The organism is Hydrogenoanaerobacterium sp. (assembly GCF_032017025.1).
In the GTDB taxonomy this organism is placed as follows: Bacteria; Bacillota; Clostridia; order Oscillospirales; family Ruminococcaceae; genus Hydrogenoanaerobacterium.
In genome coordinates this window covers 74,650-94,492 of record NZ_DALZQO010000011.1, presented here as the reverse complement: position 1 = coordinate 94,492, position 19,843 = coordinate 74,650, and the positions used below count along the sequence as shown (strand labels likewise).

The following is a 19,843-nucleotide window of genomic DNA, read 5'->3' as shown; positions in this document are numbered from 1 at the left end:
GATCAACATGTTTTTTGACAATGAGGGAAACCTCCTATTTCATTCGGTAGTTCGTTGTACGATATAACATAATCTAGCATTTATTGCTATTATAGTATAATTTAAGCTTTTTTACAATCAATTCCGAATCGGCTTTGCCAGTGGTTGGTTCTCTCCATCGGTCTTGCTGCAACACCGAGGGAGTGTGGCCTATTACTGCAATAAGTTTTTTACTGTCTTCATCGTTGGCAAAGAATGTTTTAATTTTGCTTGTAAAGAATTTCTTTCTATCCTATAATGAAGGCATTCGATTTTATTTGTACGAGGAGCGAACAACAGATGCGATACAGCTTTAAACACACCTTATATGCCTGTTATACGGGTTATATCACACAAGCTATCGTCAACAACCTTGCACCCATTCTGTTCATTGTTTTTCAGCAGCAGTTCGGTATTTCGTTTGAGCAGGTTGGCAGATTAATTCTCATTAATTTTGGCACTCAGATCGCCGCTGACCTGATTTCGGTACGATATGTAGATAGAATCGGCTACCGCAAGGCTGCTGTACTGGCACATCTGCTTAGTGTACTGGGGTTGGTAGGGCTTGCGGTACTCCCTATGCTGCTGCCGCCTTACCTTGGCCTTACCACCGCTGTCATCATCTATGCGTTGGGCGGAGGCTTGCTCGAAGTACTGGTCAGCCCCATTGTAGAATCGCTGCCGGGCGAACAAAAAGAATCTGCCATGAGCCTTTTGCACTCGTTCTATTGCTGGGGGCAGGTGTTTGTCGTGTTGGTGAGCACCCTGCTGCTGTGGGTATTTGGCACCCAAATTTGGGTGTACCTTCCTGTAATGTGGGCAATCGTTCCATTGATCAACATGTTTTTATTCTCTAAGGTACCGCTGATGCCTCCATTGCCCAAAGAGCACTTGATGCCGTTACGAGAGCTGCTGAACTCCAAGTTTTTTGGGGCTGCGCTTATTTTGATGATGTGTGCGGGTGCATCTGAGCTTACGATGTCGCAATGGTCATCTCTGTTTGCAGAAAAAGGGCTGCATGTCTCCAAAGTGATAGGCGATTTGGCAGGGCCGTGTATGTTTGCGGTTCTTATGGGCATCGGGCGAACCTTATACGGCATATGGGGACATAAAATTAACCTTAAGAATGCACTGCTCGCCAGCGGAGCACTGTGTATCCTGTGCTACTTGGTAACGATTTTTTCTCCATCACCGATACTCTCGCTGATCGGCTGTGCGGTATGCGGCTTTTCGGTGAGCCTGATGTGGCCGGGTACCTTTAGCCTGACTGCCGAGAAATTTCCGCGCGGGGGCACCGCGATGTTCGGTATGCTGGCAGTGTTCGGTGATCTTGGCGCGGCGATTGGACCATGGATGGCGGGGTATATCAGCGATGTGGCACAAGGTTCGCAGTACTTCATGCAAATCGGTACCGAACGGCAGATGGACCCTGCACAGTTGGGGCTGAAGAGCGGGTTGCTCGTGGCATTGATTTTCCCCATCTTATTGGTTGCGGGTGTAATCTACTTTCAAAAAGCAAAGCATAAGTAAAAGAAAAGAAGCAGAAAGCCATCAAGGCCTCCTGCTTCTTTTCTTTATCCTATTATAACTCAAAACACTGCCCGCGGTGGTTAAGCAACTCAACCCGGTCGGCATAATCTGCCGCCTGCTCATCCGCCATAAGGCGTGTGAAAGCCGAATAATCCTCACCAAAATGCATTGGTACCGCAGTTTTCGCACCCACCGTACGCATCAAATAATCCAGCCCGCGCAGGTAACTGCCCTCAAGGCGTGGGTCAACAGGTACAAAAGCAAGGTCAATTTGCTCACCTGCCATTTGGTTGATTTGAGACTGATATTTTTTTGCCATATCCAGATTATACTGCTGGGTTTCCCCCTCCCAGTGCCACCAGTTGAGGTCGCCCGCGTGGTAGATACAAAGCCCGTCCACCTTGACCAGAAACGCCACGCCGATATCGGTGGAATCGAACACCCTCACACTCATATCGCCGAGGTCGTAGCTGTTACCTTGGTGTACCATCACCGCGTCCTCACGTGTACGGATATCATCCGACAGCACATAGCGCACCTTAGGCAGCTGTGCGCGCCACTCAAAGATTACCGGATTGAAATGGTCATAGTGGCTGTGGGATGCAAACACCACCACGTCCAAATCTTTAATTTCACTCGGGTTAATAACCCCCTGTGCCAAACCGCCGTCCTTTGGCTTGTCCAGGTAATAATCAAAGATTAAAAAATGCTGCGCGGTTTGCACCGCAAACCCGCTGTTATACAGATACCACACTTTTGCCGACATCGGTTCACCTCCAAAACTTTGCAAACAGTTAGCTTTCCTTTATGATAAATGCCGCCATTGGCGGATTGTTGGGGCGATTGTAAAACTGAGTGAGCAGCACGGTATATGTTTTGCTGTCGATGTCTTTCAGGTATTCAAGCAGTGCATCGCGTTCTTCGAATCCGCTTTCTCCGCCATAGTAAATGCACAGGCTCATTACACCACCGTGCCGTAATAATTGCAGCCCTTGTTCTATTGCCGCGATACTGGTTTCTGCCTGCGTAAATATTTTATGGTTGCCTCCCGGCAGCCAGCCAAAGTTAAACACAATGCAGTCCACTGTTTCTGCCTGCGCGTGCGCTGCCATATTGCTGTGGCTTTCATGCAGCACCTGCGCAATGTGTTCGCAGCCCTTTTCATGGATGAGTGCCCTCGTGCTCTGCACCGCATCCTCTTGGATATCAAACGCAAGCACTTTACCGGTATCCCCTACCAAACCACACAAAAAGGCGGTGTCCCCACCTCTGCCTGCGGTTGCGTCAATGCAAAAGTCGCCGGGCTTTACATGCTCTGCAATAAATTTATGCGCCAGCCCCAGCGTATTCAGTCCCATAAACCAGTCCCCTATCCTTTTGTAGTCTACTTATCCATCAACTGTGGCATGCTTTCTCCGCTAAAGCCATGGTACAGCCACTGCCGCCAAACAATAGCATGCGAACCGAATGTTGGTTTCATCGTCCTGTGCATGACATATAGCAAATGCTTTGCGTTTATTATACCACGCATGTCTTAAGAATACAAAACAAAGGGCAGCGCTACAGCTTCATTACGGCAAGCACCAACAGCAAAACCCCGCTGAGCCAAGATAGATTCAGCTGCAGCTTTTCGGCGAGCTTGTTGCCCAAAAAGCACCCTAATTTTACTGCTACCGTTCCCAAAACGAGCGAAAAGAATATAATCTGTACAAAACTGACATCGGCAAGCCCTGCGCCAAAGCCTACAGCAAGCCCATCCAGCGATAGTGCAACCGCAAGCGAAGCAGCTTCTGCCGGTGAAAGCAGCCTGGAGCAATCGCGATCGGCTTCTTCGGGGTCTGCGTAGATGCTGAGAATGCAGCGCAGCTGAAACACCGAAAAATTAATCTCCTTATTGATGCCCTTGTGCTTACGGATACAGGTTTTAATTGAGCTGTCGAACAGCTTGACTATCGCCAGCAAAAGCAGGATAACAAAACAGATTGCCTTCGTGAGCCCTTCGGGAATAAACGGACGAAGCACCGCCCCTAAAAACAGTGACAGCGCCAAAATCACACTGCACACGACGTTGATTACGGTAACTGACCGAAAGGGAATTCTGATTTGGTTGGCACCATAAGCAAAGCTTGCTACAAACGCATCAACCGACAGCGCAGTAACAAGCAAAATTGCCTCTAAGGTAGAAAAAAAAGAAAATGTCAACGGACAACACCGCCTTTCACAAACTAATCTATCCTATTCTGTGAAGGGAGATGGTGACACAAAAAACCCTTTGCCCGCTCAAAAGTGAAAAGGCAAAGGATTTCTTCTTATTTTCGTATTTATAATAAAATAAAATGATTTTTCTGGAATTGCAGCAAGCCTTCCTCCCTCATATTGCTTAGCTCGCGGGAAAGTGCACTGCGCTCTACGCATAAAAAATCGGCAAGCTGCTGTCGTGAAAACGGGATATCAAAACTGTCGCTTTGTTTTTGTCCCCTCTGCAGCTCCAGATAGGCTAGTATTTTTTCACGTGTTGTACGCTTTGATACAATCTCGATTCTGGAGTTGAGAAACATGTTCTTTTTTGCCATAATGCGCAGCATATTTTCGATCAGCCTGCTGTGAAATACGCAGGACGATGGGCAGGTGGTGATAATGCGGCGGTAATCAATGAGAAGCACATCGCAGTCTGCACTTGCTACCACAGTAACAGGGCTTTTTTCAACTGCTGCACAGGCAAAGGTTTCTGCAAATAAGTCGCCCACTCCCAGCTCTGTGAGGATCATCGTATTCCCCTGCGCGTCCTCCTTGAGTACCTGCACCGAGCCGCAGAGTACAATACCAACCCACGAAACCGCATCCCCCGCGAGCAGCAAAAATTGCTCCTTTTTGTAATGCGCATACCTTGCGCTGAGGCAGCCGAGCAGCGGCTCCAGCTCCTGCTGCGCAACGTTGCGGAACAAAGGCAGCGTTTGAAGCAGCTCTAAATACTTTTTCACGCCCGCACCTCCCCCGAGGCAGCCCTTTCACAGCTGCCGATGAGTTCCAGCTTTTGCTCCTTGGTCAAGTGTTTGATGGCATACTCGCGCTTCATCGCAGCCGATTTTGTAGTGCAAGCCTCACGGTATACAAGCTTTACCGGAAGACGCGCCTTGGTGTACTTTGCACCTCTGCCCGCGCTGTGCGCTTTTATTCTGTTTTTTAGGTCGTTTGTCCAGCCGGTGTAAAGGGAATCATCATTACAGCGCAGCATATAAACACAGTTGCTCTTTTCTTCCATACGGCATTCCTTTATTCTGTCGTTTTCCCTATTGTAATGCATAAAACAGCTTTTTTCTAACCCTCGCGGCAAATGCCGCGAGGGTTAATATTATTATAAGCTAAGGCTGCCCTGTAAGTCTACCCCATATGATATTATTCTGTCTGTAAATCCCGCAGGGCGGGGTTGCCAATCAGCTTACCTTTATAATCGAAGCGGGAACCATGACATGGGCAATCCCATGTCAGCTCGTCGGGGTTCCATTCCAGCTGGCAGCCAAGATGCGGACATCTTGTGGATACCAAAAAGGTCTCTCCGCTCTCATTTTTGTATACGCCCACTTTTTCTCCGTCGTAATCCACCACGCCGCCATGCCCGTTTTCCAGCTGCTCTAATTCTGTAGCGGGTACATGCAGCAGCTGCGCCGTCAGCCCCGCAACCGACTGCGCGCCGTCCTTCATCAAATTGCCTACCGAGGCGTTCACCTTGAACCTCTGCGGAGAAAACACCTCTGCGTTGGGGTTCTCTTTCCCTGCAATTTGGTCAGAAAGCAGCATAGCGGCCACCATGCTGCTGGTCATGCCCCATTTGTTAAAGCCTGTGGCAACATACAGGTTGGGGGTGGATGCGGAATAATTACCGATATACGGCACACCGTCCAGCGTCATGCAGTCCTGCGCCGACCATTGGTAACGCACCTGCGACTGCGGATAAAAATCTTTAGCGGCCGCCTGAAGCTGTTTGTAGCTGCCGCCGGTTTGGTTCTTGCCCGTACGATGCCCCGCACCGCCTAGCAGCAGCAAATCGCCGTAGTTACGAAAAGAATAACCCTGCTCGTCCGCATCAATATACATCCCGTCCAGCTGCGGAGCGTTTTCAAGTGCAACTACATACGAGCGCTGCTGGTGCATACGCATAAAATAATACCCGGGCGCGTTGATAAACGGGTAATGGGTTGCCACAGCAATATTTTTTGCCGTTACCTTTCCATGGTCGGTGATTACCACATTGTCTTTTACTTCACGCACCATGGTGTGCTCATAAATGGTCAAATCACGTGCAATGTCGTTTATAAACTCCAGTGGATTGAACTGTGCCTGATCGGGAAATTTCACCGCGCCCTGCACCCCAAACGGCAGTGCTGTGTGCGTGGTGAATCCGGCTTTAATACCCAGCCGGTTTGCCGCATCCACCTCTTTTTGAATCCGCTCTGCGTTATCCAGCGAATACACATAGGCGGGGCGCTGCTCAAAATGGCAGGAGATTCCCCGTATCTCTACAAGCTTTTGATATTGCTGTACCGCCAGCAGATTTGCCTGTGCATATTGCTGCGCCTGCTCCTCGCCAAAATCGGTAATCAGGGTATCGTAAATCAGGTTGTGCTGTGCCGTAATTTTTGCTGTTGTATTTTTTGTTACGCCGCTTGCAATTTCGTTTGCCTCCAAAACTATGGTGGTTATCCCCTGCTGTTGTAGGAAAAATGCGGTCAATATTCCCGCCATTCCCGCGCCGATCACTACAGCGTCTGCCCGCAAATCTCCTGCCAAAGGCTCGCGTTTCGGAAGTGAGCAGCTTTCACTCCATACAGATTTCATCAAAATCACCTCAAGCATAGTTTCCCACTTCTTTTGCGATATAAACAAAAGGCCGCCCGATCATTTCAGAATCGGACGGCCTGTCGGTTTTATTTTAATATTTTTACACGCTCGCTAATGGGGACAAACTGCTTTTCGTCCGGTGCGGCGGTGGGCTTGCCAAAAGGCATCTGCGCAATGAGCTTCCAGCTTGCGGGAATACCGAATGCCTGCTTTACCTCATCGTCGATAAGCGGGTTATAGTGCTGTAGGCTGGCGCCCAGCCCCTCAGCCTCCAGCTGAGACCATACCGCAAACTGCAACATGCCGTTTGCCTGCTGTGCCCAAACAGGAAAGTTGTCTTTGTAAAGTTCAAATTGTGCCGCTAAACCATCCGTCACCGCAGTATCATCAAAGTACAAAACGGTGCCATATCCCGCTGCAAAGCTGTTTATCTTCGCCTCTGTAGCGGCAAAGCTCTCGGCAGGTACCAGTTTGCGTAGCGTCTCCATCGCAATGCTCCACAGTTTTTTGTGGTTCTCACCAAACAACACGGCTACCCTTGCGCTTTGACCGTGAAATGCCGAAGGCACATATTGAACCGAGTTTTCAACGATGCCGACAATTTGCTCATCTGAAATCGTACTCTCTGCACTGATGGCATAGACGGAACGCCTGTCCTCCATTGCTTTTTTAAATTCTTTTCCCATAAAAAATTCACCCTTTTTCTGTTTTTATATTTCTATATTTTTGTATTGAGGCAATCATTGCAGTTGCCCAAAGTATACTCTTAAGGTATTGTTTGTATTTTCAGTATATCACATTGTTTGCAATTGTCAAATGTTTTTCTATCAAAAAGTCTGCGAAGTAGTCAGCCCTCTTTTTTTGCGTCTATTTTAGTTTTTCCCACTCGGCGGGTTTAAAACCCGCCAGAACAAAATTTTCGCCCACCACAAGCGGGCGCTTTACCAGCATACCGTTTGTGGCAAGCAGTGCAAGCTGTTCCTGCTCGCTCATGGCCGGCAATTTATCTTTCAGCTCCATGCTTTTATACAGCAGCCCGCTCGTATTGAAAAATCGTTTTAAGGGCAGACCGCTACGATCCAGCCACAGCTTTAGCTCCGCTGCGGAGGGGTTTTGCTCTACAATGTGTCGGTCATCGTAAGCAACATCATTTTCATCCAGCCATTTCTTCGCTTTTTGGCAGGTACTGCACTTTGGGTACTGTAAAAATAGATATTTCATTTCGTATTCTCCTTTGCTTTTGGCAATGCAGCGCGTAGATACACCATATCCCTGCACTGCACACCGTTTTCAAGAATCGGCTCGGGGTAGTAATCCACAAAAAAGTTTGGCACGGTATGGGAATACACAAAGCCAAGGCTTTGATAAAAACGAATGGAGCTATCAACAGCATTGGAGGTGCCCACAAGCATTTCATCAAAGCTTTCTCCATATAATTCCATGATGTAGCGCACTAGCCGTGTGCCGTAACCCTGCCGCTGAAAGCGTTCATCGGTAATAAGGTTTTTCAGCTCGCACGCCATGGTAGAAAGTTCTGTTACAACACAAACGCTTACTGCTGTTTCGCCCTCAAACAGCACGAACATTCCGCCATCGGCAAGGTAGCGGTCGATCATCGCTTCGTCCGGGTCGGCAAGCAGCAGCAAATTGAGGTAAGCCTTTTTGTCCTGATCAATTTTTCGAATCTCACTCATGATGTACATCCTTTGGCTAATAACTCCATTCCTCATCGTTATCTTAAATCATCGGGCGCGTCATGCCGCCGTCTACAGTGATGCTCTCACCGCTAATAAACCCGCTGTTTCTGCGGCAGAGAAGCATTGCGGCGCGAGTAATGTCATAGGAGTTACCTACTCTGCCTTGCAGCATTTCTAAAGCCAAGACATATGCTTTTATTTTATCTGCCAAAAGTATAGCACAGGGTGAGAATGCAGACAAGGAGACTGCCAAAAGAAAAATTATATCCGTTGCTTTTGCAACAGATTTAGTTGGACTACTATTGTACAATAGGCATATCGGCAAAGGATCACAATTTTAAGAAAAGAGGTTATGGATATGTCAAACATGTTTTGTTTTCAGTGTGAGCAAACCGCAGGTGGTACGGGGTGCCAAGGGCGTGCGGGTGTGTGCGGAAAAAAAGCGGATACCTCCGAATTGCAGGACAAGCTGACCGGTGCACTTATTGGACTAGCCAAGGCTACCATTGGCAATACCCCCACCGATACAACCCACAGAACGGTAATTGAAGGCCTGTTCACCACCATTACCAACGTAAGCTTTGATGATGATGCGATTGAACGCCAAATTGCTAAAACTGAGGCAGCCAAAGAGGATTTGATTCCGCAGTGCTCCTCCTGCCAGTCGAGTTGTGCGCGCAACGATAATTACGATATGGCAAGCCTATGGACCGACAACGAAGATATCCGCTCGCTGAAGTCGCTGATTCTGTTTGGAATTCGCGGTATGGCGGCATATGCCTACCATGCAATGGTGCTGGGTTACACCGATGACGACGTCAACATGTTTTTCTATAAGGCACTTGCCGCTATTGGTGAGGAACTGGATGCGGACAACCTGCTTGCACTTGTGATGGAGACCGGCGAGGTAAACCTGAAGTGCATGGAGCTGCTTGACCGCGCCAATACCGAGACCTATGGCACACCTGTACCTACTAAAGTAACTATGAACATAGAAGCTGGCCCCTTTATTGTAGTAAGCGGACATGACCTGTATGACCTGCACCTTCTTTTGGAGCAGACCAAAGATAAAGGCATCAACATTTACACCCACGGTGAGATGCTGCCCGCTCATGCTTACCCAGTGCTCAAAGCCTACCCACACCTCAAAGGCAACTTTGGCACAGCATGGCAGAACCAGCAGAAGGAGTTTGTCGGTTTGCCGGCACCTGTTTTGTTTACAACCAACTGCCTGATGCCGGTAAAGGACAGCTACAGTGACCGCATCTTCACCACTGAGGTAGTGGCATACCCCGGAATGGTGCACATCGACGATGATAAGGACTTTACCCCTGTCATCAGCAAGGCGCTGGAGCTGGGTGGCTATAGCGAAACCCATGCGATGACGGGCATCAACGGCGGCGATACCCTCACCACAGGCTTTGGGCACGGTACCGTGCTGTCGGTAGCGGATAAGGTAATTGATGCGGTTAAAGCAGGTGCCATCAAGCACTTCTTCCTTGTGGGCGGCTGCGACGGCGCACGCCCCGGCAGAAACTATTATACCGATTTTGTCAAACAAACCCCGAAGGATACGATTATTCTTACCCTTGCCTGCGGCAAATACCGCTTTAACGACCTTGACTTGGGCGAAATTGGCGGCCTGCCCCGCATTATGGATATGGGACAGTGCAACGACGCATACAGTGCCATTCAGGTGGCAATTGCCCTTGCAGGTGCGTTTGAGTGCGGTGTGAACGAGCTTCCGCTCTCACTGGTGCTCTCGTGGTACGAGCAAAAAGCGGTTTGCATCCTGCTGTCGCTGCTTGCCCTCGGCATTAAAAACATCTACCTCGGGCCTACACTCCCTGCATTCGTGTCCCTCAATGTTTTGAACATACTGGTTGAGAAATTTGGGCTCACCCCCATCTCTACCCCCGAAGCAGATCTTAAAAAAATACTGGGTTAACAACAAAGCCGCGGGGCAATCGCCCCGTGGCATTTTTTTACGAAACTTACTCTATTGCACACGCACGGCTGCTCCTGTATAATAAAAACAGCGTTTGACAATTCTGATACAGGAAGGAACTTTACCATGAATCTTTATATCAGGCAGAAAGTCTTTTCTTTCGCCGACCGATACAGCATATGCAACTACGACGGCGAGCCTATTTTTCAGGTAGAGGGCGAGGTATTCAGCTGGGGTGCTAAAATTCGTCTGTACACACTCCAGGGGGAAGAACTTTTTTACATCAAACAAAAGCTGATGGTGTTTTTGCCGGAATACGAAATTTACGCAGGTGACACCCTTTGTGCCCGTGTGAAAAAGGAGTTTTCATTCTTTCGCCCGCAGCTTACGGTGGAGAGCACCTACGGCAACTTCGTGCTGGACGGCAGCTTTTGGGCGATGGATTTTAACATTCTCTGCAACGGCGAAATTGTTGGTGAAGTGCATAAAGAATGGCTCACCTGGGGCGATACCTACTGCCTGAGTATCCCAAACCATGTAAATGCCGCGTTTTTTTCAAGCCTCGTTATTGCAATTGATAACTGCCTGCACAATGGGCAGAACAAATAAAAACAGGGTGCATCGGATTTTCGATGCCCCCTGTTTTTATTTTACAGTGTTTGGACTACCACTCACGTGCAAGCTTGCATGCCCTCACCGCGTCCTCTGCCGTATCGGTCGCCACCAGAAAACGGTTGTTGTGGCAAAATCGTAGCGAATCGATACCCGTCAGTTTTTTCAGCTCCTGTGCTGTTTTGCCCGCCCACTCCTGCGGAAATTCACACTTCAGCGCATTGGTTTCATCCTCTGTGGGCACACCCTGTGCGCTGTAGCCACCCCGCTGTGAGGGGTACACCACAAAATCAGCATCTGAGGGAATAAGCACCATTTTCCACGGGGCAAACCTTGGCAGCACCACAATGTTGTCTGCCGAATGCTCCAAAGCGTGTTGCACCAGCTCACGTGCCCGTAAAATGCTCCGTATGCTCTCCAGCTTCTTTTGCAGAATCACCATCGCAAAGTCGACCGCCTGCAAAAAGCAGCTGTCTACATCTTCGTCCGAATCCCAGCTGGGGTTGAACGAACCGATGATACCTGCAACCGCATTTCCGCAGCCGGTGTTGTCATCCAAGTCCAGCGGCTGAACAAAGCGCTCGTCCAAGCGGGCAGCTTCCTCCGCGCCCACTAAACCTTCACCAAACTCGCGCCAAAGCAGGCCGAATGCAGCATAGGGCACACCGTTTTCGCGCACCTCGGCACCTGCCTGATGGTGGTCGAACCTGCCGCCTCCAATGTCGTAGACAATACCATCAAAGTTCTGCGGCACCTCAAATGTGCGGATTATTTTAATTGCCGGATTTATGATTTTCAGCAGTGCAGATGAAAACACGTCATCTGCGTGAAATTTTCCGCCATGGGTCATTGCAATGTTGCTAATCTCTTTCATCTTAGGCTCTTTTCTCATTTATTTATAAAGTCGGCTGCTTCTTCATTATTATTCATTACTTTAGGGCAGCCTCCCTTTTATTATGCAAACGGTACACAACACAAAAGCAGCAGGCCACGCATTCTGCGCCTGCTGCTTCGTACGCTTTTACTTTTTACAGTGCAAGACGGTAGATTGCCTCTACGTCTGCAACATCCAGTTTTACAAAACCACCGATGGGGCCTTTTTTTGCGATTCCCATGTGGTTTGCCATTTTCGGAATATCCTCTTCCTTCGCACCCAGCTCACCGAGGGTGAGCGGCATACCAATGGATTTTAGGAAAGCCTCAAAGCGGCGAATTCCCTCCAACGCAGTTGCCTCGGGGTGTTCATAATCCATGCTGCAACCCCATACACGTGTTGCAAACTGCAAGAATTTATCCATCTTTTTCGGCATCACATATTTCATCCATGCCGGCGCAATCACGGCAAGACCTGCACCATGCGCTACATCATAAAGGGCAGACAGCTCATGCTCTATGCCATGGCTGCTCCAATCCTGCTCGCGCCCAACACCGCAGATGTTGTTATGCGCCACCATGCCTGCCCACATAATATTGGCTCTGGCATCGTAATTGTTGGGGTCGGCAATAATACGCGGTGTTTCTTTAATCATGGTGAGCAAAATCGCCTCGCAAAGGCGGTCGGTTACCTCTACCTCAGTGGTATTTGAGAAGTAGCGCTCGCACACATGGATCATGATATCGGTTGCACCTGCCGCACTTTGGTAGGGGGGCAGGCTGCAGGTAAACGCGGGGTTCAAGATAGAAAATGCAGGCCGCAGTGCCTCGCCGCTTGCACCCCTTTTGAGCATTCCGTCTTCTTTGGTAATGACCGAATCGGGCGAACCTTCGCTGCCGGCCGCCGCAATGGTAAGGATGGTTCCGATGGGGAGCGCTTCTTCCACGGGCTTACCCTGGTAGTAATCCCAAAAGTCGCCATCGTATTTTACACCCGCCGCAATCGCCTTGGAGGAATCAATCGCGCTGCCGCCGCCGATGGCAAGTACAAAATCGACGCCCTCTTTGCGGCACAGCTCAATGCCCTCGTAAACCAGCCCGCTTCTGGGGTTTGGCTTAACGCCGCCGAGCTCTACAAATGGGATGTTCGCCTCACCAAGCGCGGACACTACCGTATCGTAGAGCCCGCTTCTTTTTACCGAGCCACCACCGTAATGGATGAGCACCTTGCTGCCCCCAAAGCGTTTGACGTATTTGGCGACATCCTTTTCGGTATCCTTACCAAATGCAAAATAAGTGGGTGAGTAAAAAGTAAAATTGTTCATTGTGCTACCTCCTTTATTTTATGTCTGTATTTGAAACAAATTGATTATACTCCCATTGAGATAAGCTGTGCCTTGCCCTTTAGGGTGTACGCACCCATGCCGGCGGGAAGAAATGCGGTATCCCCTTTGGCAAGCTGCAGGGTACCCTTTTCGCTTTCTAAAACCACTTTACCCTCGGCACAAAACAACCCCGTAAAAGAGCCTTTATCCACACTGAGCGTGCACTCACCATCGAGCTCCATACGCTCGGTTTTAAAATAAGAGCAATCTGCCAGTGTGGTAATGGTACAGTCCCCTGCGGTGCGCACAGGGTGGTCAAGAGCAACTTCCTGAAATTGCTCGGTGTTTGTCACATCAATTGCCTTATCCACATGCAAGGGGCGCAGATTGCCTGCCGCGTCCAGCCTGCCGTAATCGTAAACGCGGTAGGTGGTGTTGGAATTCTGCTGAATTTCGGCAATTACAATACCCTTGCCAATGCCATGCAGCGTTCCCGCCTCGATAAAAAACACGTCGCCTTTTTTCACAGGCATAAAATTCACTACATCCAGAATGGTATTGTCGGCAATTTTTGCACGAAACTGCTCTTTAGTAATCTTCTCACGAAAGCCGTAGATCAGTTTTGCACCGGGCTCGCAATCCAGTACAATCCATATTTCCGTTTTACCGTATTCGTGCTCTACGCGCAGGGCATATTCGTCATCGGGGTGTACTTGCAGCGACAGGTCGCCCTTTGCATCAATCAGCTTAAACAAAATGGGGAAATAAGCAAATTCCGCCCCGCGGGTGCCCACTGCCTCGGGGTGTTTTTGCACATAATCGCTCAGCGTGCTGCCATCCCCAAGCAGCGAGCTTCCATCTTTGTGGCACGAAAGCTCCCAGCTTTCCGCAAGCGGCATTAGATCGGTCTGTTTGCGGTAATCGGTCTTCAACCGTTCGCCGCCCCACAAATAATCTTTATATACAGGCGTAAGTTTGATTGGCTGCATATTTTTTCCTCGCTCTCGGTTTATTTTTATTACCTCATCGGGTAAAAGTTTTCCGTACGATGCTCTACCTATTATTATAGTGGCAGACGAGAAAAACTGCAAGCAAAAGCGGCTGAGGCACAATGCCCCCGCCGCTTTTGCAACCGGTTTGTTTTTTGCTCAAGACCTTTTTCTATGTTAAAACACAATCCGGTTTAAATCTCCGTTTACCTTATCCCACTCGTCGCCCACCAATCCTACCATCAGGTAGCGATCATTGGCGGCGTCGTAGGGGAACTCCTTAAGCAGAGTAAACTGCCCAATCTCACCCGTGCTGCGCACATGCATGCGCGGGCCTGTGCAGCGGTGGCTGTCTTCTCCAATCAAAATGTGGGCCTCATCCAAATACGAAATCGGGATATCCTCTGAAATTGCCTCGCGTACCTGTTGCTCCAGGTTCTCCAAATCAATGTCCGGCTTGTCGCTGAAGCCCAACACAAAGCCGTGCTTTACGTCATCATGCACATACTTGCCTTTAAATTTTTTGAGGATGAAGTACTCGCATAAATCCTCGGCAGTATGCGCCATTTTGCGGTAATGAATCGATTTAAATACGATTTCTGCAAGATCCTGCGGTATGGGGCCAAACAGGTTGGGACGGGTGATGATAATCTCCTCTCCAACGCCGATGAGCAGGTGCGCATTGCGCTTAATAAACGGATAAATCAGCTCGAAGTGCTCTACAACCACACGCTTGCCCATGGCGTTTGCGTCGAGAATGGCCTGTGCAAGCACGTGCATCTGCGTAAACGCCGACTCAAAACGAATGTCGAGATGATAGGTATGCGCGCTGTAAAAGCCGCCGTCATCCAGGTTGAGAATGGGCAGCGGGCGCACGTTTACACCCTCGTCGTCATTGGAAAGCTCAAGCCCCGGGAACATGCCCTTTACCAGCATGCTTTTGCCCGAGCCCGCCTCGCCAATAATGCCGATGAGCCGGTCAAACGGGCTAAGATACTGCTGCGCAATTTGCATGCCAAGGTCTGCCATGCGGACATTGCCGCGCGGCGCAAAAAACACGCTGTAAAGATGGTTTTTCTGCATTCGAAGCGAATACGACATCGGGTCACTCCTTGCTACTTTAAGCGCTGTAAAGAACCGTTACCACTCGAACTCCAGCCCCAGCAGCGGTGCATGCTGCTGGGCGCCGTACACATCGGTTTCGCCGAGGTCGCCCGAGCAGATGGGGCGCTTAATGGTGATTTTAATTGCCTTCGCAGGCCTGAATTCGATGATATTAATAATTTTGTCGGGTGTAATGTGGTAAAGCTCGCACACCACTTTTTCATTGATGATCTTTTCTGCGCAGGCTCTGTTAAAGCTGTCAAAATCTTTAAACATAATGTCGAGCGTCAGCTCATACGGGCCGGAATTTTTACTGCGAATGATATCGGTAATATCGGTGAGCCTTGTTTTCATCTCGTTCTCCTCCTATTCTAGCATTAAAGCTCCACATAATCAATTGGGAAGGGCTGTACGGGGTCATCCACCTCAATGATGTGGTAGATACTGAACACGTAAACCTCGCCCGCGTGAAAATCGCTGGGTGAATAGGGGAACGCAAGGTTGCCGGCGGTGGCACGCCTGCCCTCGTAGCCGTAGTGCAGCATGGTGGAACGTGCAGACGCACAGATGGTGTTTGCCTGCTCCTGCGTATCGGCAACCGCCTCGATGATGATACCGAGCTCATGCGGTGCGGGCGCGTTTTTTTGCGGTTCAAGCCCCGCCATAACGCCGTCTCTGCCGTAAATGTTAAAGTGCAGGTAGTACTTCCAGTTTTTATCGCGGAAGTTATCGGCAACACGAGCACGCACACCTTCTATGATATCATCAATCTTGCTGATCATAATTGGGTCGCGGGTACCGGCGATGGAAACGGTGCGGTAGCCGATGCATTTTGCACCCTCAAGCTTAACGGTATATTTTTCAGCGGGCACAAAACGGCTGCCGCTTACCTTAACGGTGTTTTCGGTCTCTTGCTCAAATTTGGTGTGGGTAAGGTCGAGGTGACCGCCCGGCCCGGGCAGGAGATATGGGTTGGTCTTTTCGTAAAGGGTATGTGCCGCAACCGAAAGTGTGGTGCATTTGCGCACAGGGCTCAGCGGCTCTACGCGAAAGTAACCGTCGCCGATGTAGCCAAACATACAGTCCGAGCCGCTGCCCGGTGTTGCACAAATTGACGCACACTCCAGAATTTTACCGAGGTGCACGGCAAGTCCTTTATCGTACCCCGCCCGCACAGCAGGGGCAGCAAACACCGATGGGTCATACGCGCGCCCTGCCAGCACCACCTGTGCGCCGCCGTCCAGCGCTTTGATAAACGGCTCCATGCCCATCTGTGCGGCAATGCGGGTGGTTTTGTCAATGTCTTCGCTTGTCAGTTCAGGGGCTGGGTCAAGCGGGTGTACCCTGCCTGCCGTAAGCGCTGTTTTTACATCTTCTTTACTCAGCTCGGCATGGATGACCGCAAGTTTAAAGTGCAGGTCGTTTTCTCTTGCAATTTCCTCCACAATTTCACGGCACCACGCGAGGTGGGGCTCGCCGCCGCTGCCGCCCGCCGTACCAACAACAACGGGAATATTCTCTTTTACGCCGGCGCGTATCATAATTTCAAGGTCACGCTTTACCGCGTCGCGGTCGGTAAACGACACACCTGCACCCAAATAATAGGGGCCGGGGTCGCTTGAGCCGGCATCCACCGCAATCAGGTGGGGGCGGCGCTTCATTCCCTCTTCAAAGCTCTCTGTTGGGAAGCCGTAACCCAATATCGCCGTAGCGGATAGTATCCTGTATTCTTCTCTCATCTGCCTGCCCTCCTGTTATTGATTTGCCTTTGCCCTGCGTATGGCGAGGATGCGCTGCATCTCGTTGTATACGATCATGTAGCCCTCGTCCACGCCCATGCCGGGCTTTGCAAGAATCTGGTCGGGCTGTGTTGCCATAGCAATCTGCACGCAAACCTGCGCGCTGCGGTCGGTTTCGTTGCAGGTGCCGCCCTGATAAGCGCCGATGCCCTTTTGCTTGCAGTAAAGCACCGCCTCCGCAATGTTGTTTACGCCGCCGAGATCGGGGGTTTTTATTTGCACCATATGCCCGGCCTTGTTGTCCGCAAAATATTTGATATCCTCCAGCGTGTTGCACCATTCGTCTGCAACCAGCTCTACGCCAATGCCGCGCTCATCAATGATACGGGTGAGCTCCTTGAGGGCGAGCATCTGTTTTTCTCTGTCCTCCACGTCCATCGGGCCCTCAATGCGCAGACGGAACGGCTTTGCGAGCTCGGCGAGGCTTTCGAGGTAATCCGCCATGGCGGTATAGTTGTCGTTACCAAACGCAGCACCGATGGTACCGTATACATCGATGTGCAAAACAGGGGTGTAATCTTGCGAAAGGCGTAGTTTTAAAATGCGGTCGCGCAGCCAAGCGACGTATTCTGCCAGCTTCTCGCCGTTTTCGCCCAACTTTGTTTTTACATTGTTGATGAGCGCATGGGGCAGCACCTGTGCGCCCTTCATAATCATTTTATCAGAATTCTCGTAGCGGTTGTCGCCCGACTGGGTGAAAATAGGGATTTCTCTATCACTGACCTCGGTGCCGTATTCATCGGCTATTACTTCGCACATCAGGCGTTTGCTCGCCTTTGCCACTGCGTCCAGCGCCGCCTGTGTTACGCCGTAACGAATAGCGGTGTGCAGGCGTTTGCCGTCTACCTCAATGGATTCTATTTGGTGTGCAAGTGCACGAAAATTCGCCACCTCGGTGCCAATCAGCTGCGGCTTAATATACTGCTCGATCACGGGGATAAAATCATCGGCAAGGAACAACGGGTCTCGCCCGCCCGCGCCGCTGTACTGCACCGCTGCGCAATCGCCGTAGGCAAGCTGCCCGTCCTCAAGCAGCAGCATAACGGAGATGGCTTCGCCCGCCTGCCGTACCGCCGAAAAGCCCGCCGTCGCCGTTTTGCCAATATACGCCGCACCGTCGGAAACCGCGCCCTGTTTGATTGCACGCTGGTCATCAAAGAAAAAGCCCGTACGCCCTTTCGAGCAAATTACATCTATAATTTTCATAGAAAAAACCTCCATTTATTAAACTATCCAATGGTTTCGCAGCGCGCACAAGTACGAATAGACGTGTCCGCTGTGGCTATATGATGATTCAAAACACTATGGCCTGCCGACAAGTTTACCCTTGCTGATTGCATAGACATCGTCAATTACCATCTGGAACGACGCCTTGCGTTTTTCAAACTTTGCACGTTCCTCAATCATTTCTTTGTTGAAATCGAACAGTTCTTTCGACAGGGGTACCGCACCTGCGTTTAAAATGCGGATGGCACCGTTGTTGTCGCGCGCGGGCAGCATTTTACCCGCATTATAGCGGCTGGGTGCAAAGGGCACGTCAATGACACCTGCCTGAAACGCGCGAACCGCGCCCAGTGCAATGTCTCCGCCGCCTAGCTCAAAGCATTTATCTACAATGCAGCGTGTTTCTTCGGTGATGATACGTTTTTCCTGTTCCAGCCCCGCTGCGGTGAGCTGTTGGTCGCCCAGCATAGAAATCACCTGCTTGGTGCAGCGCAAGCCCTGTGCGTTTGCCTCCATTGTAGGTACGCCCATTGCCTCGTGCGGGGTTTTCACAATTACCTTGGTTGCTTTTGAAAGTGCCGCAACCGAACTGCCCCACGAAATAACGCCGAATGCCTTTGCCTCATCCTGCGGGAAGCCGCCCATCCACTGGTGCAGCACGGTGGTAACCACCACATCGTGGTAGCCGTATTTATGTAGGTATTCCTCAGTCAGCTCCTCCAGGGTGCGAATTGCTGCAACGTCCTGCACGAGATTGCCGCACTGGCCGTAACCGACGGTGATATTTTTAACACCCTGCTCTGCTGCAAGTAGACTTTCGATGATTGCCACCGCATGTGAGATGCAGGGCGGTACCAGCGTACCGGTAAGCGGGCCGAACGGCTCGCGGTTGATGGAGATACCCGCCTCCTCGTAAAGGCCGGTAAGCCTGTCGCAATACTGCCAGTCGAGAATGGTTTTTTCGAGCAGCACGCTTTTGGCGTATGGGATGTTATAGGAGATTCCTCCGCCCTCGTAGCTGGTAAAGCCGCCCGCAAAGCCTATTTCCGCAAGCAGGCGCGCATCGGGGGTGCCGTGGCGCATCTGTACCGGCACATTCAGGCTCTCAATAATCTGACGGCAGCCGTTTACGCCATGGTTGACCGCCGGAAAGCCGTTGAGCATGGATTTACCGCTCTTGATCGACTCGGATATGCCGTTTTCAGCCTCCTCGTAGCGGTTCTGGCGGGTGTAACTGTCGATGGTGGTGGGCAGCAGGTCGGCGCCGCCCTGATCTTGCAGGTAGGTAAGCAGCTCGATGTGCTCCTTTACAAGCGCAACGCCCGCACGTGGCTGTACCAACGTCACCTTTTTCTCTTTCGCTTCTTTCAGCTTTAATGAGAAAATCTTGTTCTTCGGCAGCTTTTTATGAAAATCCATCGACTCCTGCAGGTCAACATCCTTTCCGGTCGGCCATTGGGTCAGCACCTGTGCGCGGATGGCGTTAAACTCGCCTTCCTCAATGCGCTTATTTTGTATGTCCATCACTCAATAACTCCTTTTTCATAATTCTCAATGCGGTTTTGGGGTAGTGCTCGCTGAGCAGCCCCATTGCCGATAGAATATAACTGCGGTCAATCAGTATCTGTGCTGCTTTTGGTTTCAGTGACATCGGCTGCTCTGCCCGATACAGTGCATGTGCTGCGATATCACTTGCGCGCGCGGTATGGATGAGCGCGCCCCCTGTCACAATAATGCGCTTAACCGCGCCCAAATCTTTTCCGCTTTGCAAAAAGGTAAGCCCCATGGGGGTATAAATCTGCTCCATTGTGCCTGCGTGGCGTGTCACTGCCGTTTCAATAGCAAGCGAGGCCAGTGCAAAATCGAGTGCCTCGAGCTCGGTATT

At 50.4% G+C, this 19,843-nt stretch carries 22 protein-coding genes; 3 read left to right on the top strand and 19 right to left on the bottom strand.

What is annotated here, in order from left to right; translation table 11 throughout:
- The first annotated feature begins 318 nt into the window (after window positions 1-318).
- Entirely contained in the window at window positions 319-1,548 is a 1,230-nt protein-coding gene (locus tag RTV33_RS08685) for an MFS transporter (RefSeq protein WP_312643475.1), read from the top strand.
- A 52-nt stretch (window positions 1,549-1,600) separates the two neighbouring features.
- On the opposite strand, the gene RTV33_RS08680 is transcribed toward RTV33_RS08685, so the two are convergent.
- The 10 genes from RTV33_RS08680 to RTV33_RS08635 form a co-directional block, all read right to left on the bottom strand.
- Entirely contained in the window at window positions 1,601-2,314 is a 714-nt protein-coding gene (locus RTV33_RS08680) for an MBL fold metallo-hydrolase (RefSeq protein ID WP_312643473.1), read from the bottom strand.
- 28 nt (window positions 2,315-2,342) lie between these two features.
- Complete coding sequence (locus tag RTV33_RS08675) at window positions 2,343-2,906, bottom strand: class I SAM-dependent methyltransferase (RefSeq protein WP_312643472.1); 564 nt, start codon at window positions 2,904-2,906, stop codon at window positions 2,343-2,345.
- A gap of 202 nt (window positions 2,907-3,108) precedes the next feature.
- Entirely contained in the window at window positions 3,109-3,750 is a 642-nt protein-coding gene (gene ytaF / locus RTV33_RS08670) for a sporulation membrane protein YtaF (protein WP_312643470.1), read from the bottom strand.
- A gap of 119 nt (window positions 3,751-3,869) precedes the next feature.
- Window positions 3,870-4,529, bottom strand: a complete 660-nt coding sequence (locus RTV33_RS08665; RefSeq protein WP_312643468.1) for a Crp/Fnr family transcriptional regulator — start codon at window positions 4,527-4,529, stop codon at window positions 3,870-3,872.
- Window positions 4,526-4,810: a GIY-YIG nuclease family protein gene (locus tag RTV33_RS08660; RefSeq protein WP_312643466.1), complete on the bottom strand. Its 285-nt coding sequence runs from the start codon at window positions 4,808-4,810 to the stop codon at window positions 4,526-4,528. The genes RTV33_RS08665 and RTV33_RS08660 overlap by 4 nt, the downstream gene beginning before the upstream one ends.
- Before the next feature lie 134 nt (window positions 4,811-4,944).
- On the bottom strand, window positions 4,945-6,384 hold the full coding sequence (locus RTV33_RS08655; protein WP_312643464.1) for an FAD-dependent oxidoreductase: 1,440 nt from the start codon (window positions 6,382-6,384) through the stop codon (window positions 4,945-4,947).
- Between the two features lie 89 nt (window positions 6,385-6,473).
- Window positions 6,474-7,073, bottom strand: coding sequence for a nitroreductase family protein (locus RTV33_RS08650; RefSeq protein ID WP_312643462.1), 600 nt, complete (start codon window positions 7,071-7,073; stop codon window positions 6,474-6,476).
- A 181-nt stretch (window positions 7,074-7,254) separates the two neighbouring features.
- Window positions 7,255-7,608: an arsenate reductase family protein gene (locus RTV33_RS08645; protein ID WP_312643460.1), complete on the bottom strand. Its 354-nt coding sequence runs from the start codon at window positions 7,606-7,608 to the stop codon at window positions 7,255-7,257.
- Window positions 7,605-8,081, bottom strand: coding sequence for a GNAT family N-acetyltransferase (locus RTV33_RS08640; protein WP_312643459.1), 477 nt, complete (start codon window positions 8,079-8,081; stop codon window positions 7,605-7,607). Before RTV33_RS08640 ends, RTV33_RS08645 begins: the two co-directional genes overlap by 4 nt.
- A gap of 43 nt (window positions 8,082-8,124) precedes the next feature.
- The gene (locus tag RTV33_RS08635; protein WP_312643457.1) at window positions 8,125-8,268 is read right to left on the bottom strand and encodes an SDR family oxidoreductase; all 144 of its coding nucleotides are present in this window, start codon (window positions 8,266-8,268) and stop codon (window positions 8,125-8,127) included.
- 174 nt (window positions 8,269-8,442) lie between these two features.
- Between RTV33_RS08635 and hcp the strand changes: the two genes are divergently transcribed.
- Together hcp and RTV33_RS08625 are read left to right on the top strand one after the other, a co-directional pair.
- Entirely contained in the window at window positions 8,443-10,032 is a 1,590-nt protein-coding gene (hcp, locus tag RTV33_RS08630) for a hydroxylamine reductase (RefSeq protein ID WP_312643455.1), read from the top strand.
- 126 nt (window positions 10,033-10,158) lie between these two features.
- Entirely contained in the window at window positions 10,159-10,641 is a 483-nt protein-coding gene (locus RTV33_RS08625) for an LURP-one-related family protein (RefSeq protein WP_312643453.1), read from the top strand.
- 55 nt (window positions 10,642-10,696) lie between these two features.
- Here the strand turns inward: RTV33_RS08625 and RTV33_RS08620 are convergent, their stop codons facing one another.
- The 9 genes from RTV33_RS08620 to RTV33_RS08580 form a co-directional block, all read right to left on the bottom strand.
- On the bottom strand, window positions 10,697-11,518 hold the full coding sequence (locus RTV33_RS08620) for an MYG1 family protein (protein WP_312643451.1): 822 nt from the start codon (window positions 11,516-11,518) through the stop codon (window positions 10,697-10,699).
- 154 nt (window positions 11,519-11,672) lie between these two features.
- Window positions 11,673-12,842, bottom strand: coding sequence for an iron-containing alcohol dehydrogenase (locus tag RTV33_RS08615; protein WP_312643449.1), 1,170 nt, complete (start codon window positions 12,840-12,842; stop codon window positions 11,673-11,675).
- Between the two features lie 44 nt (window positions 12,843-12,886).
- The gene (locus RTV33_RS08610; RefSeq protein WP_312643447.1) at window positions 12,887-13,831 is read right to left on the bottom strand and encodes a type I phosphomannose isomerase catalytic subunit; all 945 of its coding nucleotides are present in this window, start codon (window positions 13,829-13,831) and stop codon (window positions 12,887-12,889) included.
- Between the two features lie 177 nt (window positions 13,832-14,008).
- Complete coding sequence (locus RTV33_RS08605) at window positions 14,009-14,932, bottom strand: alanine-tRNA synthetase second additional domain-containing protein (RefSeq protein ID WP_312643445.1); 924 nt, start codon at window positions 14,930-14,932, stop codon at window positions 14,009-14,011.
- A gap of 39 nt (window positions 14,933-14,971) precedes the next feature.
- A complete protein-coding gene (locus RTV33_RS08600; protein ID WP_312643443.1) occupies window positions 14,972-15,289 on the bottom strand; it encodes a DUF4387 domain-containing protein in 318 nt (105 codons plus the stop codon).
- Between the two features lie 23 nt (window positions 15,290-15,312).
- On the bottom strand, window positions 15,313-16,674 hold the full coding sequence (locus tag RTV33_RS08595; RefSeq protein WP_312643441.1) for an acyclic terpene utilization AtuA family protein: 1,362 nt from the start codon (window positions 16,672-16,674) through the stop codon (window positions 15,313-15,315).
- Window positions 16,675-16,689: 15 nt separating this feature from the next.
- The gene (locus RTV33_RS08590; RefSeq protein WP_312643440.1) at window positions 16,690-17,940 is read right to left on the bottom strand and encodes a methylaspartate ammonia-lyase; all 1,251 of its coding nucleotides are present in this window, start codon (window positions 17,938-17,940) and stop codon (window positions 16,690-16,692) included.
- Window positions 17,941-18,036: 96 nt separating this feature from the next.
- Window positions 18,037-19,482: a methylaspartate mutase subunit E gene (locus RTV33_RS08585; RefSeq protein ID WP_312643439.1), complete on the bottom strand. Its 1,446-nt coding sequence runs from the start codon at window positions 19,480-19,482 to the stop codon at window positions 18,037-18,039.
- Window positions 19,466-19,843, bottom strand: a 378-nt coding sequence (locus RTV33_RS08580) for a glutamate mutase L (protein WP_312643438.1), incomplete at its 5' end; no start/stop codon positions are given. The genes RTV33_RS08580 and RTV33_RS08585, both read right to left, overlap by 17 nt.

Bases quoted from the DNA above. Each gene is read 5' to 3' on its own strand.
- RTV33_RS08685 (WP_312643475.1), top strand. From the start codon at position 319: ATGCGATACAGCTTTAAACACACCTTATATGCCTGTTATACGGGTTAT.
- RTV33_RS08680 (WP_312643473.1), bottom strand. From the start codon at position 2,314: ATGTCGGCAAAAGTGTGGTATCTGTATAACAGCGGGTTTGCGGTGCAA.
- RTV33_RS08675 (WP_312643472.1), bottom strand. From the start codon at position 2,906: ATGGGACTGAATACGCTGGGGCTGGCGCATAAATTTATTGCAGAGCAT.
- RTV33_RS08660 (WP_312643466.1), bottom strand. From the start codon at position 4,810: ATGGAAGAAAAGAGCAACTGTGTTTATATGCTGCGCTGTAATGATGAT.
- RTV33_RS08655 (WP_312643464.1), bottom strand. From the start codon at position 6,384: ATGAAATCTGTATGGAGTGAAAGCTGCTCACTTCCGAAACGCGAGCCT.
- RTV33_RS08650 (WP_312643462.1), bottom strand. From the start codon at position 7,073: ATGGGAAAAGAATTTAAAAAAGCAATGGAGGACAGGCGTTCCGTCTAT.
- RTV33_RS08645 (WP_312643460.1), bottom strand. From the start codon at position 7,608: ATGAAATATCTATTTTTACAGTACCCAAAGTGCAGTACCTGCCAAAAA.
- RTV33_RS08640 (WP_312643459.1), bottom strand. From the start codon at position 8,081: ATGAGTGAGATTCGAAAAATTGATCAGGACAAAAAGGCTTACCTCAAT.
- hcp (WP_312643455.1), top strand. From the start codon at position 8,443: ATGTCAAACATGTTTTGTTTTCAGTGTGAGCAAACCGCAGGTGGTACG.
- RTV33_RS08625 (WP_312643453.1), top strand. From the start codon at position 10,159: ATGAATCTTTATATCAGGCAGAAAGTCTTTTCTTTCGCCGACCGATAC.
- RTV33_RS08620 (WP_312643451.1), bottom strand. From the start codon at position 11,518: ATGAAAGAGATTAGCAACATTGCAATGACCCATGGCGGAAAATTTCAC.
- RTV33_RS08615 (WP_312643449.1), bottom strand. From the start codon at position 12,842: ATGAACAATTTTACTTTTTACTCACCCACTTATTTTGCATTTGGTAAG.
- RTV33_RS08610 (WP_312643447.1), bottom strand. From the start codon at position 13,831: ATGCAGCCAATCAAACTTACGCCTGTATATAAAGATTATTTGTGGGGC.
- RTV33_RS08605 (WP_312643445.1), bottom strand. From the start codon at position 14,932: ATGTCGTATTCGCTTCGAATGCAGAAAAACCATCTTTACAGCGTGTTT.
- RTV33_RS08600 (WP_312643443.1), bottom strand. From the start codon at position 15,289: ATGAAAACAAGGCTCACCGATATTACCGATATCATTCGCAGTAAAAAT.
- RTV33_RS08595 (WP_312643441.1), bottom strand. From the start codon at position 16,674: ATGAGAGAAGAATACAGGATACTATCCGCTACGGCGATATTGGGTTAC.
- RTV33_RS08590 (WP_312643440.1), bottom strand. From the start codon at position 17,940: ATGAAAATTATAGATGTAATTTGCTCGAAAGGGCGTACGGGCTTTTTC.
- RTV33_RS08585 (WP_312643439.1), bottom strand. From the start codon at position 19,482: ATGGACATACAAAATAAGCGCATTGAGGAAGGCGAGTTTAACGCCATC.